The sequence below is a fragment of the Sphingomonas sp. S-NIH.Pt15_0812 genome (assembly GCF_003951315.1).
Classification (GTDB): domain Bacteria; phylum Pseudomonadota; class Alphaproteobacteria; order Sphingomonadales; family Sphingomonadaceae; genus Sphingomonas.
This window is the reverse complement of the sequence record NZ_QLJH01000036.1, coordinates 1-17,983: the sequence shown is the minus strand read 5'-3', so window position 1 is coordinate 17,983 and position 17,983 is coordinate 1. Positions and strand designations below refer to the sequence as shown.

Annotated in this window: 19 protein-coding genes and 1 pseudogene; 13 read left to right on the top strand and 7 right to left on the bottom strand. The window is 68.5% G+C overall.

Annotation, left to right across the window (positions count from 1 at the left end):
* Positions 1–31: 31 nt before the first annotated feature.
* Positions 32–1,468 carry an AMP nucleosidase gene (locus BRX43_RS17205; protein WP_125996316.1) on the top strand — a complete coding sequence of 479 codons (1,437 nt, stop codon included), beginning with the start codon at positions 32–34 and terminating at the stop codon, positions 1,466–1,468.
* Between the two features lie 80 nt (positions 1,469–1,548).
* Positions 1,549–2,025: a hypothetical protein gene (locus tag BRX43_RS17200; RefSeq protein ID WP_125996315.1), complete on the top strand. Its 477-nt coding sequence runs from the start codon at positions 1,549–1,551 to the stop codon at positions 2,023–2,025.
* A 50-nt stretch (positions 2,026–2,075) separates the two neighbouring features.
* On the opposite strand, the gene BRX43_RS17195 is transcribed toward BRX43_RS17200, so the two are convergent.
* A complete protein-coding gene (locus tag BRX43_RS17195) occupies positions 2,076–2,834 on the bottom strand; it encodes an alpha/beta fold hydrolase (RefSeq protein WP_125996314.1) in 759 nt (252 codons plus the stop codon).
* 92 nt (positions 2,835–2,926) lie between these two features.
* Between BRX43_RS17195 and BRX43_RS17190 the strand changes: the two genes are divergently transcribed.
* The 6 genes from BRX43_RS17190 to BRX43_RS17165 are packed head-to-tail and all read left to right on the top strand — an operon-like array spanning position 2,927 to position 7,206.
* Complete coding sequence (locus BRX43_RS17190; protein WP_125996313.1) at positions 2,927–3,631, top strand: response regulator transcription factor; 705 nt, start codon at positions 2,927–2,929, stop codon at positions 3,629–3,631.
* A complete protein-coding gene (locus tag BRX43_RS17185) occupies positions 3,600–5,180 on the top strand; it encodes a HAMP domain-containing sensor histidine kinase (RefSeq protein WP_125996312.1) in 1,581 nt (526 codons plus the stop codon). The genes BRX43_RS17190 and BRX43_RS17185 overlap by 32 nt, the downstream gene beginning before the upstream one ends.
* Complete coding sequence (locus BRX43_RS17180; RefSeq protein ID WP_125996311.1) at positions 5,180–5,608, top strand: HPr kinase/phosphatase C-terminal domain-containing protein; 429 nt, start codon at positions 5,180–5,182, stop codon at positions 5,606–5,608. The genes BRX43_RS17185 and BRX43_RS17180 overlap by 1 nt, the downstream gene beginning before the upstream one ends.
* On the top strand, positions 5,605–6,516 hold the full coding sequence (gene rapZ, locus BRX43_RS17175; protein WP_125996310.1) for an RNase adapter RapZ: 912 nt from the start codon (positions 5,605–5,607) through the stop codon (positions 6,514–6,516). Before BRX43_RS17180 ends, rapZ begins: the two co-directional genes overlap by 4 nt.
* A 16-nt stretch (positions 6,517–6,532) precedes the next feature.
* Entirely contained in the window at positions 6,533–6,940 is a 408-nt protein-coding gene (locus BRX43_RS17170) for a PTS sugar transporter subunit IIA (protein WP_125996309.1), read from the top strand.
* Positions 6,937–7,206 carry an HPr family phosphocarrier protein gene (locus BRX43_RS17165; RefSeq protein WP_125996308.1) on the top strand — a complete coding sequence of 90 codons (270 nt, stop codon included), beginning with the start codon at positions 6,937–6,939 and terminating at the stop codon, positions 7,204–7,206. The genes BRX43_RS17170 and BRX43_RS17165 overlap by 4 nt, the downstream gene beginning before the upstream one ends.
* 308 nt (positions 7,207–7,514) lie before the next feature.
* Here the strand turns inward: BRX43_RS17165 and lysA are convergent, their stop codons facing one another.
* The 5 genes from lysA to BRX43_RS20605 form a co-directional block, all read right to left on the bottom strand.
* Positions 7,515–8,810, bottom strand: a complete 1,296-nt coding sequence (gene lysA / locus BRX43_RS17160; protein WP_125996307.1) for a diaminopimelate decarboxylase — start codon at positions 8,808–8,810, stop codon at positions 7,515–7,517.
* 25 nt (positions 8,811–8,835) lie between these two features.
* Positions 8,836–9,093, bottom strand: a complete 258-nt coding sequence (locus BRX43_RS17155; RefSeq protein WP_125996306.1) for a hypothetical protein — start codon at positions 9,091–9,093, stop codon at positions 8,836–8,838.
* On the bottom strand, positions 9,090–9,611 hold the full coding sequence (locus BRX43_RS17150) for a class I SAM-dependent methyltransferase (RefSeq protein ID WP_241215033.1): 522 nt from the start codon (positions 9,609–9,611) through the stop codon (positions 9,090–9,092). Before BRX43_RS17150 ends, BRX43_RS17155 begins: the two co-directional genes overlap by 4 nt.
* A 10-nt stretch (positions 9,612–9,621) precedes the next feature.
* Entirely contained in the window at positions 9,622–10,017 is a 396-nt protein-coding gene (locus tag BRX43_RS17145) for a hypothetical protein (protein WP_241215032.1), read from the bottom strand.
* Between the two features lie 194 nt (positions 10,018–10,211).
* Positions 10,212–10,697, bottom strand: a complete 486-nt coding sequence (locus BRX43_RS20605) for a zinc-binding dehydrogenase (RefSeq protein WP_241215031.1) — start codon at positions 10,695–10,697, stop codon at positions 10,212–10,214.
* Between BRX43_RS20605 and BRX43_RS20600 the strand changes: the two genes are divergently transcribed.
* Together BRX43_RS20600 and BRX43_RS17130 are read left to right on the top strand one after the other, a co-directional pair.
* Positions 10,686–11,021: a LysR substrate-binding domain-containing protein gene (locus BRX43_RS20600; RefSeq protein WP_241215030.1), complete on the top strand. Its 336-nt coding sequence runs from the start codon at positions 10,686–10,688 to the stop codon at positions 11,019–11,021. The genes BRX43_RS20605 and BRX43_RS20600 overlap by 12 nt on opposite strands.
* A pseudogene (locus BRX43_RS17130) lies at positions 11,018–12,280 on the top strand (crosslink repair DNA glycosylase YcaQ family protein). The gene BRX43_RS20600 and the pseudogene BRX43_RS17130 overlap by 4 nt, the downstream one beginning before the upstream one ends.
* Positions 12,281–12,293: 13 nt before the next feature.
* On the opposite strand, the gene BRX43_RS17125 reads toward BRX43_RS17130, so the two are convergent.
* On the bottom strand, positions 12,294–12,692 hold the full coding sequence (locus BRX43_RS17125; RefSeq protein ID WP_206433260.1) for a hypothetical protein: 399 nt from the start codon (positions 12,690–12,692) through the stop codon (positions 12,294–12,296).
* A gap of 298 nt (positions 12,693–12,990) precedes the next feature.
* Here BRX43_RS17125 and BRX43_RS17120 point away from each other — a divergent pair, with 298 nt between their 5' ends.
* The 3 genes from BRX43_RS17120 to BRX43_RS17110 are packed head-to-tail and all read left to right on the top strand — an operon-like array spanning position 12,991 to position 17,802.
* A complete protein-coding gene (locus tag BRX43_RS17120; RefSeq protein WP_125996303.1) occupies positions 12,991–15,438 on the top strand; it encodes a TonB-dependent receptor in 2,448 nt (815 codons plus the stop codon).
* A gap of 11 nt (positions 15,439–15,449) precedes the next feature.
* Positions 15,450–16,853, top strand: coding sequence for an MFS transporter (locus BRX43_RS17115; RefSeq protein WP_125996302.1), 1,404 nt, complete (start codon positions 15,450–15,452; stop codon positions 16,851–16,853).
* 13 nt (positions 16,854–16,866) lie between these two features.
* Positions 16,867–17,802, top strand: coding sequence for a TauD/TfdA family dioxygenase (locus BRX43_RS17110; RefSeq protein WP_125996301.1), 936 nt, complete (start codon positions 16,867–16,869; stop codon positions 17,800–17,802).
* The last annotated feature ends 181 nt before the right edge of the window (positions 17,803–17,983 follow it).

Genomic DNA, 17,983 nt, shown 5'->3' with positions numbered 1-17,983 from the left:
CAGCGTCATGCGGCCGGCGTAGCTCCGGGCCATGACCAAGGCTTCCCAGATCGTTTCCGAACTCGACCGGCTCTACACGGCGTCGGTGGAGCGGCTGCAAGGCGCACTCACCGCGTATCTGCGCGACGGCACCATCCCCTCGCCCGACAGCCGGCGCGACGGCAGCTTCGCCTATCCCGAAATCCACCTGCGCTTTCGCGGCCAGGATTCGCGGCCGACGCCGCCGCGCTCCTTCGGCCGGCTGGTGTCGCCCGGCGACTATCGGATCAGCGTGACGAAGCCCGCGGTCTTCGCCGATTACCTGACCGAACAGCTGACGCTGCTGATCGAGGATTTCGACGTCGAGGTCAGCGCCGTCCAGGGTCGGCAGGAAATCCCCTTCCCCTATGTGCTCGATCCCGGCCATGCGATGAGCCTGGACCAGGTGTCGGCGTCGGAACTGGCCCGCTGGTTCCCGGCGACCGAGCTGGCGCATATCGGCGACGAGATCGCCGACGGCCTGTGGATGACCGTCGACGGCACGCAGCCCCTCGCGCTCTTCGACGGCCTGCGCACCGATTTCAGCCTAGCGCGGCTGCGGCATTACATGGGCACGCCGGCCGAGCATGTGCAGCGCTTCGTGCTGTTCACCAACTATCACCGCTATGTCGACGAATTCGTCCGCTGGGCCGCGTCGCAGCTCGGCGAGGGCAGCCGCTTCACCGCCCTGTCCGGCGCCGGCAATGTGATGATCCACAGCCCCGACGATGTCGACACGATCGTCACCGACAGCGCGTGGCGGCGGCACCAGATGCCCGCCTATCACCTGATGGCGGACGACCAGACCGGCATCACCCTGGTCAATATCGGCGTCGGCCCGTCCAATGCGAAGACGATCTGCGACCATCTGGCGGTGATGCGGCCCGAGGCCTGGCTGATGATCGGCCATTGCGGCGGCCTGCGCCCATCGCAGCGGATCGGCGACTATGTGCTGGCCCATGCCTATCTGCGCGACGACCATGTGCTGGACGACGTCCTGCCGCCGGAAATCCCGGTGCCCGCCATCGCCGAGGTGCAGGTGGCGATGGCCAAGGCGGCGGAGATCGTCTCCGGCCAGTCGGGCGAGGAATTGAAGCGCCGCCTGCGCACCGGCACGATCGTCACCACCGACGATCGCAACTGGGAGTTGCGCTACTCCCAATCGGCGCTGCGCTTCTCGCTCAGCCGCGCGGTCGGCATCGACATGGAATCGGCGACGATCGCGGCGCAGGGCTATCGCTTTCGCGTGCCCTATGGGACATTGCTCTGCGTGTCGGACAAGCCCCTGCACGGCGAGCTGAAGCTGCCGGGCCAGGCCAACCGCTTCTACGAACGGGCGATCAGCGAGCATATGCGGATCGGTATCCAGGCCTGCGAGCAATTGCGGCTGGAGGGCGACCGGCTGCATTCGCGCAAGCTGCGCGCGTTCAACGAGCCGCCTTTCCGCTGATCGTCCGCAGGAACGGGGCGCGGGCAACCGCGCCCGCCGGACCGCGTTTCGCCCCCGTATCAATATCAGGAACAGCGACCATGGCCGACAAGGACAAGCCGGGCGGCGACACGCCCAAGACCCCGCGCCGCCGCCGCGCCACCACGCCCGCCAAGGCCGGCGCCAAGTCGCGGCCGCCGCGCAAGACCAAGCCGAAGACCGAGGATGCGGCGGCGGAGGCTACCCAGCCCAAGGCGAAGCCCGCCCCCAAGCCGCGCAGCAGCAAGCGGACCACCGCCAAGGCCGGAGCCAAGCGCAGTCGTACGGCCGCCGCCGCCCCTGCACCCGCCACCAGGGGCGGGGCGCTGCGCGATTCGCTGGATCGTCTCGGCGACCGGGTCCGGGGGCCGTGGGGCGCCGCGGCGATCGCGGGCGGACTGGTCGCCGCCGCCGCGCTCCTGTCGCTGCGTGGCAGCACCGCCAAGCCGACGGACACGGCCGAACCGGAAAAGGATCAGCCGGGTAGCGACGATATTGAAGCGAATGATTCCAAGACGGAAGAGCCAGACGAAGGCTGATCCGACGATCTCGACCCCTTTGGCGCCATGACGGGGCATATGGACCTGTCCTACTCCGCCAGGAACTCCGCGATCGCCGCGCCCAGCTCAGGCTTCACCACAGAACTCATATGGTTGCCCGGCACCTCGACATAGCGCCCCTGTGGCAGCGTCGCCGCCAGATCGCGCGCGGAGCCGTTGTCATGGTCGTCGACGCCCGCCACCACCAGCGCCGGCAGGTCGAAATCGCGCAAGCTCGCCAGCGGCGTATCCGTGAAGGTGTCGAGGATGCCGAGCAGCGCCTTGGCATCGCCCTTGGTGCTCTTCAGGAACGCCTCGGCCAGCCATTCGGGCGAGCCGCGCTCATGCTGACCCAGCCGGGTCAGGATGTTGCGGAAATGATCGACGCGGCGATGCGTGTCGGTCAGCCCCTCCAGCCCCATGCCCGCGAAGATCGCACGGCGCGGCCGGGCCCCCGTCGCGATCATCCGCGACACGGTCCGCGCGCCCAGCGAATAGCCGCCCAGGTCGTAGTCGGTCAGGCCCAGATGCTCGATCAGCGCATGGCCGTCGCGGGTCAGCGCGTCGAGCGGATAGGCCGCCGCCTCGTGCGGGCGGTCGCTTTCGCCATGCGCCCGCAGGTCCGGCATGATCACGCGGAAACCCGCCGCCGCGATCCGCTCGGCATGGCCATAGCGGATCCAGTTGGTCTGCGCGTCGGAGAAATAGCCATGGATCAGGACCACCGGCCGACCGGTGCCCAGTTCGCGCCAGGCGATGCAGTGATTGTCGAAGCTCGGCAGGAAACGGGTCGCGGTCGGTTCGGTCATGCGCTTGGCTCTACGCCATTTCGATGGACCTGCCAGCCGGTATCGCGCGGTTTTCGTTGCCAAGGGCCTCGGCCCCGCCTAGCGCGGATCGCATGACCGCCACGATCGCGCTGGTCGATGACGACCGCAACATCCTGACCTCGGTGTCGATCGCCCTCCAGGCCGAGGGGTTCCTGACCCGCGTCTATACCGATGGCGAGGCGGCGCTGAAGGCGCTGATCGACAATCCGCCCGACCTGGCCGTGCTCGACGTGAAGATGCCCAAGATGGACGGGCTGGAACTGCTGCGGCGGTTGCGCGCGCAGCGGCAGACGCCCGTGATCTTCCTCACCTCCAAGGACGACGAGCTGGACGAGGCGATGGGACTGGCGATGGGCGCGGATGACTATATCGCCAAGCCCTTCTCGCAACGCCTGCTGATCGCCCGCATCCGCGCCATCCTGCGCCGCACCGAGGCGAGCAATGCCCCGCGCGAGGGCGAGGCCGCGCCCGCCCCGGTGCTGGAGCGCGGGCGGCTGACCATGGACCCGGCGCGCCACCGCACGCTCTGGGCCGGCGAGCCGGTGACGCTGACCGTCACCGAGTTCCTGATCCTGGAGACGCTGGCGCAGCGGCCCGGCATCGTGAAGACGCGCAACCAGCTGATGGACGCCGCCTATCAGGACGACATCTATGTCGACGACCGCACCATCGACAGCCATATCAAGCGCGTCCGTCGCAAGTTCCGCGCGGTAGACCCGCAGTTCGATGCCATCGAGACGCTCTATGGTGCCGGCTATCGCTTCTCCGAGGAATGACGGCGAGGACGCCCGCGACCTGGCGCTGCGCTGGTCGGGGCAGATCTCGCTGACCCAGCGCATCCTGCTGGTCAATCTGCTGGCGTTGGCGTTGCTGGCGGGTGGGTTCTTCTATCTCGATTCCTATCGCAGCCGAATCGTCGACAGCCGCATCGAACAGGCCACGCGCGAGGCGCGGCTGGTGGCGGAGGCGATCGGCGCCAGCCCTGCGGAGGGGCGCACGGCGCTGGTCCAGCGACTGGCGCGCGATACCGGCGCGCGCCTGCGGCTGCTGGGACCGGCGGGGGTGACGGTCGACAGCCGGTCGCTCGGGATTCGCAACTTCACCTTGCAGGACCCGGATCGCGAAGGCTGGGACCAGCGGATGGCGCGCTTCCTGGACGGGGTGATCGACACGGTCGTCTCGGCGCAGCGGCCGCCCCTCTATCGCGACCGTACCGATCCGGCCGACTGGCCAGAGGTTCACGCCGCGCGCGCCGGCCGCGTCGCCGCCACCGTCTGGCGAGCGCCCGACCGGACGCCAGTGATCACCGCCGCCGCGCCGCTGCCCGGCGGGGGGGTCGTGATGACCGCGAACAATGCCCGCGGCATCACCCGCACGGTGCGGATCGAGCGCTATCGGCTGGGCGTCGTGCTGCTCGGCGTGACGGTCTTCTCGGTGCTGCTGTCGCTCTTCCTGGCACGCACCATCGTGCGGCCGCTGCGGCGACTCGCGCGGGCGGCGGTGCGGGTGCGGCGTGGGCGCGCGCGCGAGGTGGTGGTACCCCGCCTGCCCTCGCGCCGCGACGAACTGGGGATGCTGGCGCGCGCGCTGTCGGACATGAGCCTGGCGCTGCGCGCCCGGATCGACGCGACCGAAAGCTTCGCCGCCGACGTCACGCACGAGTTGAAGAACCCGCTCGCCTCGCTGCGGTCAGCGGTCGACGGGCTGGGGCGCGTTTCCGACCCGGCGCTCCAGGCGCAGCTGATCGCGATCGTGCGCGACGACGTGATGCGGCTCGACCGGCTGATCACCGACATTTCCGACGCTTCCCGCCTTGATGCGCAGCTCAGCCGCGCGCAGTTCGAACCGGTCGATCTCGCCGCCCTGCTCGCTGCGCTGGTCGCGCAACGCGAGGAACGCGGGATCGAGCGCGACATCCGGCTCGACCTGATCGAGGAGGGCTCGGCGATGCTGGTGCCGGGCGAAGGCGCGCGGCTGGAGCGGGTGTTCGAGAATCTGATCGACAACGCCCTCTCCTTCTCGCCCGATGGCGGCGTCGTCACCATCCTGCTCCATGCCGATGACGGCGAGCGGATCGTCGCCGTGGAGGATGAGGGCCCGGGCGTCCCCGCCGACAAGCGCGAGACGATCTTCCACCGTTTCCACTCGATCCGGCCGGAGGGCGAGGCGTTCGGCCGCCATTCCGGCCTGGGCCTGGCCATCGCCCGTACCATCGTCGACGGTCATGGCGGCCAGATCACGGTCGAGAACCGGGCCGATGGACGGGCCGGCGCCCGCTTCGTCGTCCGCCTGCCCGCCGCCGCCCCGATGACCGAGGACGCATGATGGCGACTGCCGACTCGACCACCATCCATGCCACCTGCGTCGCGATCGGGGGGCGTGCGGTGCTGATCACCGGACCGTCGGGCTCCGGCAAGTCGGACCTGGCGCTGCGGCTGATCGATCGCGGTGCGATCCTGGTCAGCGACGACTATACTATCCTAACCCGGATCGGCGACGCCGTGCACGCCACCCCGCCCGCCACCATCGCCGGCCGGATGGAGGTGCGCGGGATCGGTGTCATCGCCCGGCCCTATATCACGGATATTCCGGTCGCGTTGATCGTCCGTATCGACCAGGAGGTGCCCCGGATGCCCGACGCACGAACCCATGCCATCCTCGATGTCGCGATTCGCGAGGTGGCGCTCGCGCCCTTCCCCGTCGCCACGCCGATCAAGATCGAACTCGCCCTGAAACAGCCCATCCTGCCATGACCGCCGACATCCTCTTCGTCACCGGCCTGTCCGGCGCCGGCAAGTCGACCGTGCTCAAGACACTGGAAGACCTGGGCTGGGAGGTGGTCGACAATCTCCCCCTGGTGCTGCTCGACCGGCTGCTCGAAGCCCCCGCGCCGCCGACCGGATCGGGCGGACGCGTCCAGCCGCTGGCGGTCGGGATCGGCGCCCGCACCCGCGACTTCGATGCCAAGCGGGTCGTCGAGGGGGTCGAGCGACTGCAACGGCAGCACGGCGCCCAGGTCGAACTGCTGTTCCTCGACTGCACCGGCGCGGAGCTGGAGCGTCGCTATGCCGAGACGCGCCACCGCCACCCGCTGGCGCTCGACCGGCCGGCGGGCGACGGCATCGCCCGGGAACGCGAACTGCTCGCGCCCCTGCGCGCGGCGGCCGGCCGGCTGATCGACACCAGCACGCTCAACAGCAGCGAACTGGCCGCGCAGATCCGCACCGGCTTCACCGGGCCGGCGACCGAGCCGGTACTGACCGTCACCTCCTTCGGCTTCGCACGCGGGCTGCCGCGCAACGCCGACCTAGTGTTCGACATGCGATTCCTGCGCAATCCGCACTGGGTGCCCGCGCTGAAGCCGGGCACCGGGCTGGACGCCGATGTCGCCGCCTATGTCGCGGACGACCCCTGCTACGAACCGGCGGTGTCGCGGATCGAGGACCTGCTCGCGCTGCTGGTGCCGCGCTACCGGGCCGAGGGAAAATCCTATGTCACCGTGGCGATCGGGTGTACCGGAGGGAGACACCGGTCCGTACATGTCGCCGAACGGATCGGGAGGTTCTTGCACGACCGCGGTTTTTCGCCCACGGTGACACATCGGGATTTGGGAACCCGGCCGCAGGATCCACTGGAAGGACTGCCGACGAGTCCCGCATGAGGTACATGTCCGCTTTATGATCGGCTTGGTTCTGGTAACGCACGGGCATCTGGCCGATGAATTCGTGACCGCGATGATTCATGTCGTCGGCCCGCAGGAGCGCGTCGCGACGATCGCGATCGGCCCGGAAGACGATATGGAGGGCCGGCGCGCCGATATCGCCGCGGCGATTCAGTCGGTGGATATCGGTCGCGGCGTGATCGTGCTGACCGACCTGTTCGGCGGCACCCCATCCAACCTGGCGATCAGCCTGATGGAGCGTGGCCGGGTCGAGGTGATCGCGGGCATGAACCTGCCCATGCTGATTCGCCTGGGGTCGGCGCGCAAGTCGATGAAGGTCGTGGACGCGGTCGCCGCCGCCCGCGAGGCCGGCCGCAAATATATCTCCGTCGCCTCCGAGGTGCTGGGCGAGGCGGCGGCATGACGGTCCGCCGGACGGTGGCCATCACCAATCGCCGCGGCCTTCATGCCCGCGCCTCCGCCAAGTTCGTCACCCTCGCCTCGACCCAGCCCTGCGAGGTGCAGGTCGAGAAGGACTCGTCCAGCGTCACCGGCACGTCGATCATGGGCCTGATGATGCTGGGCGCGGCCAAGGGCGATTCGATCACGATCAGCGCGGACGGCGACGGAGCCGAAGCGGCGGTCGAGGCGCTGGTCGCACTGGTCGAGGGCAAGTTCGGCGAGGATTGAGGATCGGTCGCGCGGACCATCGAGCGCCCGGCGATAGAACCTTCGACTCGGGATCGTCATGGCGAGCGCAGCGACACAATCCATAGCCGCGCATGTGACGCCCTGGATTGCTTCGCTGCGCTCGCAATGACGGGCTGGGTAAACCCGATGTCATCCTGCTCCGCGACGACGTCGAGACCGGCCTGCCCCGTCACGGTGCCACGCCACCGACTCGGCTGACGCCCGATCCGTCCACCGCCCCGCTCCTGCCGCGCGGGTAACGGATCGGATCGAGATTTCTCCCCGCCATAGCGTTCGCGATGCCGCGATCAGGCGGGTACCGACAGCATCCGCCATTCCGATCCGGACTTCGGTCCAAGGGTCGCGGCCCCCTCGGCCGACATCTCCGCCGGCAACAGCCGATGCCCGATGAGCGCGAACGCCTCGCCATCGACCATCACCTGCGGACTGAGCGGACGGCAGTTATAGATCGATGCCATGGCCGCACCATAGGCGCCGGTCGCGTGGAATATGGCCAGGTCGCCGCGCTCGACATGGTCGATCGGCCGGTCCACGCCGAATATGTCGCCCGTCTCGCAGATGGGACCAGCGATGTTGGCGACCATGGTCGCACCATCGGGCGTGACGGCCGAGAAGCCGTGATAGGCGTCGTAGAGCGCCGGTCGCGCAAGGTCGTTCATCGCCGCGTCGACGATGACGAAGGGATGGGTCACCCCCGGCTTCACCCAGGTCACGCGCGTCAGCAGCACACCGGCGAGGCCGGTGATGATCCGCCCAGGCTCGAAGGTGAGGCCGACATGCCAGTCGCGGGTGACGCACGCGACCATCGCGGCATAGTCGGCCAGCGACGGCATCGCATCGTCGGGGTGATAGGCAATCCCGAGGCCTCCGCCCAGGTCGACGCGGGTAATCGCATGCCCGCGCGCGCGCAGTTCGAGGACCAACGCCCCGATCCGGCGATAGGCGGCCTCCAATGGCGCCAGGTGGCTGATCTGGCTGCCGATATGCAGGGCGACCCCGTGCAGGTCGAGCCCATCGCATCGCGCCAGCCGGTCGTACATGTCCGCCGCGCAGGCCATGTCGACACCGAACTTGCTTTCCCGGCGGCCGGTCGTGATCTTGGCGTGTGTTCCCCCGTCGACGTCCGGATTGACGCGCAACACCGCGGGCGCACGCATGCCGCGCTCCTGCGCCAGTTGCGCCAGCACGCGGCCCTCCTCCTCCAGTTCGAGGTTGAACTGGCCGATGCCGGCGTCCAGCGCGTTGCTCAGCTCGCGATCGGTCTTCCCCACGCCCGAGAAGACAATGTCCGCCGGTGCGATGCCCGCATCCAGGGCGCGACGCAGCTCGCCGCCCGACACGATGTCCGCGCCGAAGCCACAGTCGGCAAGCAGCCGCAGGATCGCGATATTGGGATTGGCCTTGACCGCGAAGGCGAAGCGCACCGCCGGCAGATCGGCCAGCGCCGCAGCGAAGGCATGGGCGGCGTGCCGAAGCGCGCCAGCCGAATAGATGTGGACGGGCGTGCCGACCGCATCCGCGATCGCCGGCAGGGCGACGCCCTCGGCATGAAGGACGCCGTCGCGATAGTCGAAGAAGCTCATGGGACCTACCTTGGACGCTCGGTCTTCAAAAACGGGGATCGCCGTGCCGGCGGCGTCGGACGCGTGCGGCATGGACGGCATGGGCTGTCTCGCGATGTCCACGGCGCTCCGCACGGATCAACTGACCGACGCGCTTCCCATGGATCATCAGGGGCAGGCCGAGCAGCGCCAGCGGAAAGAAGATGATGATCGCCGGCGATCCGTCGAACATCAGGGCCATGGCGCAGGACGAGGCAAGCAGCGCGAAGCCGCCGGCCCGCCATTGCAGGTCGCGGCCGGTCATATGGCCGCCCCAAGTCCATCGGAAGCGCCACGATCGCCGATGACCGTGTCGCCGGCCGCCGCCAGGCTCGCGCGGGTGCCCGGGCGATCATCGCCGGCGCGGGTGCCGTGCCACAGAATGATGTCGGCTGGGGCGTTGGCCTCGTCCGCCAGGGCGTCGATCACATCCGCGACCTCGAAGGTGATGCCGATGGCCGGGTCGTGGAGACGGTCGGCGGCGGCCCGGGCACGTCCGATCATCGCCGGCGATCCATCGATGCCACGGCCCTCGATGGCGGTGAAGCCGCACGCCCGTGCCTGCCGGACCGCGGCGATCAGCAGCGTGCCGCAGGCGCAGTCGGTATCGACGATGCGCACCGCATGGCGGCGCGCCTGACGCAGCCGGTCCAGCGCGATGCAGATTGCCGGCCAGCGTGGGTCGTGATGGGCGGCCCGGCTTCCCGGCATCGCCTGGACGCGGGACTGCGCGCCGGTCGCCGGACGCCTGTCCGGAGCGGCGGCCTGTGCTCTGATGGTCATGTCGGTATCCTCAGGCGGCGCGGGGCAGCGCATGGTCGGCGGCACTGACGGGGCCGAAGGGAATAAGGGGCACCAGCGGCGTCACGCACATCTCCAGGCTGGCATGGTAGATCTGGCGCTCCGCCTCGGCGAAGCGCATCGCGGCGCTGCGCGACACGAAGCGACCTTCCATCTTCCGGCCGCTATCCTGCACGAGCCAGTGGCCGGCCTTGTCCTGGCCTACGTAGATGACGGTGCCGCATGGATCGGGCTGGCACTCGGGTTCAGACGACATATCGCCTTCGAAACCTTCTATGATCGAGCGTCCTGCGCCCGCCCCGCCGAGGTACGGACCTCGGCATAGCGTTTCGAGATCGATTCCGGAGAAGTGCATAGCGGCGGCGTAGCGTCGTTCGCCGCGTGTCATGCCGGACGATCTAGACCGGCGGGATGGTGTTCCGACCGTACCACCGCGCCGACCTTTCGTTCGGATGGGCAATGGATCATCCGGGCAGGAGTGGGCCCGCCCGGGCGGCACAGGCAGAGGCCTCTGACTGGCGCATGGCGACCTCATGGTCATCGGGGACGCCGTTCCGTTGGGCCCCCCATCGGTGATCGCCGTTACGCCCCCGCCCGCAAGGCCGCAAACAGCCGGTCGGCGCGGCTCTGCCGGCTTTCCGCACCGTTCAGATAGGTCCACAGACCACCGCCGACGACACCCTTGGACTGCTCCATCGGCACCAGCGGATCGATCGCGGGCGGCATACCACCCGCCTTGCCGAAGATCACCACACGGCCACCGGGACGCAAGGCGGCGAGGCTGTCGTGGAGCATGGTGCCGATCGAGTCATAGACCAGGTCGACGCCGTCTCCGGTCGCCTGCCGCACCTGCGCCACCCAATCGTCATGGCCATAGACCGCGTTCGCACCATTCGACCGCGCCTGTTGGCGCTTGGGCGGAGTCGAGGCCAGCGCATGGACCTCGGTGCCCAGCGCCGTCGCCATCTGGGTCAGCAGCCGTCCGACGCCGCCCGACGCCGCCTGGACCAGCACCCGGTCGCCGGCGGCCAGCCTGCCGCTATCCTCGACCAGATATTGCGCCGTCACGCCTTCGCGCAATTCGGTGCGGACGATCGCTGGACATTGTTCGGGCCCGATGGCGAGCATATCGTGCCGCTGCCACCGCCGCGTTTGCGCATCAATCACGCCGTTGCCCTGCGGCAGGCTGCGGTCGCGGGCTATGGCATCATCCTGCAATCCCGCGTGACGCTGGCCCATGATCTGGCGTCGGGGCGTCTGATCCCGGTCCTGACGGATCATGCGCCCGAACCTCGGCCGCTGACGCTCGTCCGCCGGCCCGATCGCCGGATGACGGCGGGCCTGCGCGCCTTTGTCGAGATGGCGGTTTCGGCGTTCGGCGACGAAGGATGACGCAAAGCAACAATGTTCGAAGCCGGTCGAGCCATCATCGGAGCGCCGGATTGACGCACCGCCATCCGAGGTCATTTTCGTCCGACATGAGCATCTCCAACCGCGAAGCGCGCCGGATCGTCCTGGCGGCGCAGGGCTTCGGGCGATCTCGGCTCGAGTGCCCATCGGTTCGCCACCTGCGCGGCACCGCCGAGCGGCTCAACCTGTTCCAGATCGATAGCGTCAACGTGCCGACGCGGGCGCATTACCTGCCTGCCTTCTCACGGCTCGGCGGCTATGACTGTGCCCTGTTGGATGGCGATGCGTGGGGGCCGACACGCCAGCGGCGGATGTTCGAACATAGGGCGCATGAGGCGTCGCTGCTGCCGCTCGACCTGCATCCGCTGCTCCGCTGGCGCATGGCGCGGGCCGAACGCGACGAGATCGGATCGCAGGGACTCCGGCGTTTCGCGCTCGACCTCCGCCCCGAGGCCAACGCCGTGCTCGAACGCATCACCGCCGAAGGCCCACTTACCGCCGCCGATTTCGAGAACGGATTGAGCCGGAGCGGCTGATGGAAATGGAGCCACGTCAAGCACGCGCTCGAATGGCTGTTCTGGTCGGGTTTTCTGACGACGGCGACGCGACGGGGCAGCTTCGCCCGCGTCTACGACCTGACCGAGCGGGCTATCCCGCCAGCCGTGCTGGCGCTGCCCACGCCGTCGGTCGAGGCGGCACAACGAGTGCTGATCGAACGCAGCGCCCGTGCCCTGGGCGTCGCCACCGCCAGCGATCTGCGCGACTATTTCCGGTTGAAGCCCGCCGAAGCCGATCACGCCATCGCCGATCTGGCGGAGGATGGCGTGCTCGTGCCGGTGCGGGTCGAAGGCTGGAGCCAGAAGGCATGGATGCATCGCGACGCCGCCCTGCCCCGCCGGGTGCGCGGCGCTGCCTTGCTCGCGCCGTTCGATCCGTTGATCTGGGAGCGGTCCCGCACCGAACGCCTGTTCGGCTTCCACTATCGCATCGAAATCTATGTCCCGCAGGATCGGCGCACGCACGGCTATTATGTGCTGCCCTTCCTGATGGACGAGGCGTTGGTCGCGCGGGTCGATCTGAAGGCGGATCGGCAGGCCGGGCTGCTGCTCGCGCACCGCATCACGCTGGAACCGGGAGCGCCCGTCGATACGCTGCCCCGGCTTCAGGTCGAACTGGACCGGATGGCGGCATGGCTGGGCCTGAACGCCGTCCGCATCGGCGCGGTCGTGCATCGCGGTTGAGCGTCTTCGCCCGTCACGTTGCTCCACCCCGCTCGGCGGCTGGCACGATGCCGTCGTCGAGCAGCGCATGGAGCGCGGCGATATGGCCATTGTCGCGCGCGCCGCTGGGATCGGAGGTCATGACGACCGTCGGCTTGAGGTCTGGCACGATGAACAGCATCTGCCCGCCATAGCCGCAGGCGAAACGCAGCGGATGGCCGCAGCTGGTGCCAGTCGACGGGAGCATCGCGCCGCCTGGCTCATCGACGAAGGGGCGTGCCAGGGCGAATCGGACCCAGTTGCGGCTGGATACCCAGCGCCCATAAGCCTCGCCCGACGTCCGCTCCGGTCTCGCGCGCATCGTCAACAGATCCTCGACGGTCAGCCGGGTAAGACGCGGGTCGGGATCGGGCGGCGCATCGCTGCCGAGCACCGACAGGCAAAGCTCGGCTAATCGCGGAGCAACATATGCTTCCTCCCTAATTCATACCAAATCGATAGGGTTTACTCGAGCCCAGCCGGGCATTCAGCGTGGAGACCTGCATGATCTCGATCCGCTTTCACGATCCGCCCGCCCTCGCGGTCACCGACATCCTTGCCTGACACGGAAAGCGAACGAGGCCGACCGGCCGGGTTCGCGCGGTAGCTGTCTAGGCGGTCGACGCCTCCGGTGTCGCGGCCGACGACCGTTCGCGCCTGTACGCATATCAAGACGATAAGAGAGCCAATCCATGAAAAGGGGATTTCCGGCGAGGACGGCCTGTGTCCGCCGCCGCCGACTGTGGCTTGCCGCCACGGCCCTGGTGCCGTCCGGCGGCGCCGCACAGATCATTCCCATCGACAGCGACGGTGCCGCGCGGATCGCCGCCGTCCCCGATCCGACATCGGCGGAAGCGCCCGCCGCCGAATCCGCCGGCGACATCGTCGTCACCGCCCGCCGACGCACGGAGCGCGCCCAGGACGTGCCGATCGCGTTGAGCGTCGTCGGCGCGGAGCAACTGGGGATGCGCGGCGACTATCGGCTCGATCAGGTGCAGCTACTGGTGCCCTCGCTCCAGATCTTCAGCTTCAACCCGCGCAACACCAACATCAACATCCGCGGGCTCGGCTCCAACGTCGCGCTGACCAATGACGGGCTGGAGAATGGCGTCGGCATCTATATCGACAATGTCTATTATGGCCGGGTCGGGCAGAGCCAGTTCGACCTGGTCGATCTCGACCGCGTCGAGGTGCTGCGCGGGCCGCAGGGCACGCTGTTCGGCAAGAACACCACCGCCGGCGCGATCAACATCACCAGCCGCCTGCCGCAGTTCGAGTGGCACGCCGACGGGCAGGTCGATATCGGCAATTACGATTACCGGCAGGGGCGCGGATCGCTCACCGGCCCGCTGATCTACGGCCTCGCCGCCTTCCGCCTCAGTGCCGCCTATACCAAGCGCGACGGCTTCCTCTACGATACGACGACGCGTCGCCGCGTCCATGACTATGAGAATGCGACGGTGCGTGGCCAGTTGCTGCTGACGCCTGCGCCCGCGCTGACGATCCGCCTCATCGGCGACTGGGGGCAGCAGGACCAGGCCTGCTGCATCAACCTGCCGGTCCGGACGTTCGCGACCTACGACAATGGCGCGGCCATCGCGAACAGCTTCGTCCAGCGCCTCGCGCGCTTCCCGAACTACACACCGCTGCCGATCGATCCTTTCGCGAGGGCAACCGACGCCAACTCGCCGTTCCAGGCGAACATGGACAATTGGGGCGTCTCGGGCCAGGTCGATTACGATCTGGGCGGCGCGGCGCTGACTTCGATCACCGCGGTGCGCCAGTGGAACTGGTTCCCGCGCAACGACAGCGACATGACCGCCCTGTCGATCAACACGCAAAACCACATCCTCAACTTCCAGCGCCAACTCAGCCAGGAGGTGCGACTCGCCTCCACCGGTACGCGGACGATCGACTGGCTGATCGGCGCCTATTATTTCCGGCAGGTGGTGCGCGGATATAGCCGCGTGGAGTTCGGGCCGGACGCCGCGCTCGCGCTCTATCCCTCGGACGACCAGAGGGTCGCCGGCATCGCCACCGACGGCCTGCTGTCGGCCGGGCGGTCGGACCCGCATACCCGGAGCGCCGCGATCTTCGGCCAGGGGACGTGGCACCTCACCCCCGCGCTCAGCCTGACCGCCGGGCTGCGCTATACGCATGAAGACAAATGGGGCGGCTATGCCAGTGAGCGGCTCTTCGCGCAGCCGACCACCGGGCTGACGACCGCGCAGATCGCGCGCGTCACCGCGATCCGCAACGCGCTGGCGCCGATCCAGTCCTTCTCGGTGGACACGAAGGACGACAATGTCTCCGGGCTGGTGACGCTGGGTTGGAAGCCGAGCGACGACACCCTGGTCTATGCGACCTATTCGCGCGGGGCCAAGTCACCGGGCTTGAACCTGACCGCCCTGCCCGCCGACATCGACCCGGTCGTCCGCCCGGAAACCGTCGACAGTTACGAGATCGGCCTCAAGTCGCAGTTGCTGGACCGGCGCGTGACGCTGAACCTGGCCGCCTATCAGACCGACGTGCATGATTATCAGACGACGATCGTCCAGCAGGTGGTCGGCACCAACAGGTATCTCAACTATATCGCCAACATCCCCAAGGTCCGCTCGCGCGGGTTCGAGGGCGACCTGGCGGTCCGCCCTGCCGACTGGCTGAGCCTGACCGGCTCGATCGCCTATACCGATGCCACCTATCGCGACTATCCCAACGGACCGACCCCGGTGGAGGCGCTCGATCCCACGGCCGCCAATCCGGGCGGATCGCCGGTGCGCGACTTCACGGGCGAGCGGCTGGCGGGCGTGCCCAAATGGGCGGCGTCCCTGGGCGGCGACGTCAACCATGCGGTCGGCGTCAATGCCGAGGCGTATCTGCACGGCGACTGGTCGTACCGCTCGTCCTACTACACGGTCGCCAGCAACAGCCGCTACGGGCTGGTGCCCGGCTATGGCCTGGTCAATGCGCGCGCCGGCATCCGACTGGGCGAAGACGGCCGCTACGATCTGTCGATCTGGGCGCGCAACCTGTTCGACAAGGACTATCTTCAGACCCTGAACGTCCAAAATTACGGCCTCGTCACCGCCATCCTCGGTGATCCCGGCACGTATGGCGCGACGCTCAAGGTCCGTTTCTGACGGAGACGGCGATGGCCAGCATTCCCTTTGACGGCGCACAATCCCCGCGCGACGACGCCCCGGCCGAACGTGGCGACGGGATCGCGGCGGGCAGGTTGCTCGGCTTCGGCTCGCTCGCGATCCCGCTGTCCGGGGCGGGACTGCCGCTGGTCCTGTTCATACCGCAACTTTATGCCAGCCATTTCGGCCTGTCGCTGGCGACGATCGGGTTCATCTTCTTCCTGGGGCGGTTCTGGGACGTGGCATCCGACCCGATCGTCGGCACGCTGTCCGATCGGACCCGCACGCGCTTCGGCCGTCGGCGGCCATGGATCGCCGCGGGGGGCCTGTTGTTCGGCGTCGGATCGGCACTGCTGTTCTTCCCGCCCACGGTCATCGCGCCGCTCTATCTCGGGGTCGCGCTGTTCGTCTTCTACACCGGCTGGACGATGATCGAGATTCCCTTCTCCGCCTGGGCCGGGGAATTGTCGGGCCGGTATCACGAGCGGACGCGGATCGCGACCTACCAGCATACGATGCGCGCCCTCGGCCTGTTGCTGGTCCTGATCCTGCCGACGCTGATCGAACAATGGCGGCCCACCGATGGCGTGCTGAAGCTCCACGCCACCGGCCTGTTCATCCTGATCGCGCTGGCGATCACGCTGGTCCCGAGCCTGACCGCCATTGCCGAGCCGCCCGTTCCGGCCCGACAGGCGCGCCGTGTCGGCTTCTGGCGCAGCGCCGCGCTGGTGTTCGGCGATCGCCTGCTGCTGCGCATCCTCGCGTCCGATGTGGCGGTGACGGCCGGCCAGTCGATCCGCGCCGGACTGCTCGCCTTCTTCTGCGTCAGCTACATGGGCCTGCCGCAATGGGCGAGCGGCCTGTACCTGCTGCAGTTCGTGTTCGGTGTCGCCGCCGGGCCGCTATGGCTCGCGGTCGGACGGCGGCTGGGCAAGCGGCAGACCGGGATCGCCTGCGAACTGGTGCAGGCGGCGATCAACATCGGTCTGCTGGCGGTCTTCCCCGACACGCTGTGGCTGCTGATCGCGCTGGCGGTGACGCAGGGGCTGACGCAAGGCTCCGGCAACCTGATGCTCCGCGCGATGGTGGGGGACGTCTCCGACGCGCACGAACTGGCGACCGGGCACAACCGAACCGGCCTGTTCTTCTCGGTCTTCAGCCTCGCGAGCAAGGCCGGCCCGGCGATCGGCATCGGCCTGGCGCTCCCGCTGCTCGCCTGGCTGGGTTTTCAGCCCAAGGGGCAAAGCGAGCCAGGCGCGATCGAGGCGCTCAAATACGTCTTCGCGCTCGGCCCCGCCGCCGCGCACATCATCTCGGCTGCGCTGATCTGGCACTTCCCGCTCGACCAGACCCGCCACGCCGCGATCCGCCGCGCGCTCGATGCGCGCGCGGCCGCAATTCCCGTCGAAGCCTGAAGGAGAATGTGACATGACCGTGATCCAACACCAGTTCGACAATGCCGCCGATGGGGACAGCCCGCTCGACATCGTCCCCGTCGCGGGGCGGATCGGCGCGGAGATCAGGGGCGTCGCCCTGTCGGGTGACCTCGACGATCTGACCATCGCCGCGATCAAGCGGGCGCTGGGCCGCCACAAGGTGATCTTCTTCCGCGGCCAGACGCATCTCGACGACGCGACGCACGAGGCCTTTGCCGCGCGGCTGGGCGAGCCGCTCGCGCACCCCACCGTGCCGGTGGCGGAGGGATCGCGCTTCCTGCTCGAACTCAACTCGCGCGAGGGCGAGGCGGCGTCGCAATGGCATACCGACATCACCTTCCTGCCCGCCTTCCCCGCCGCATCGATCCTGCGCGCGCTGGTGATTCCGCCGGCGGGCGGCGACACGCTCTGGGCCAATGCCGTCTCCGCCTATGAAGGGCTGCCCCCGGCGTTGAAGGCGCTGGTCGACGACCTGCGCGCGGTCCACACCAACGCCTATGACTATGCCACCGCGCGCCCCGAAGCCTCGGCGGACGCGATCCGCCGTCATCGCGAGGTGTTCGCCTCCACCGTCTATGAGACCGAGCATCCGGTGGTGCACGTCCACCCGGTGACGGGCGAGAAGGCGCTGCTGCTCGGCAATTTCGTCAAGAGCTTCGTCGGCCTCAACCGCGACGATTCCAACCGCGTCTTCCAGATCCTGCAGGACCAGATCACCAAGCCCGAGAATACGGTGCGGTGGCGCTGGCAAGTCGGTGACGTGGCGATCTGGGACAATCGCGTGACTCAGCACCGCGCGATCGCCGATTTCGGCAGGCAGAAGCGCCATTTGCGCCGCGCGACGATCGCGGGATCGGTGCCGGTGGCGCTTGGCGGCGGATCGAGCCGCGCGCTGAAACCCGAACCGCTGCTCGAAGCCGCAGAGTGATGTATCGCGCCGGCATTCTGCCTGATGGAGTGCCGGCGCTCTCTCGATCCCGGAGACCCGCCTCGTGCGAATGACCGCGCTGACCATCGCCCTGCTCGCCACCGCCATGACCGGCGCGGCCACGATCACCGCCGCGCCCCGTATCCAGACGTCGGACACGCCGGTCGCGGCCGCCCCTGCC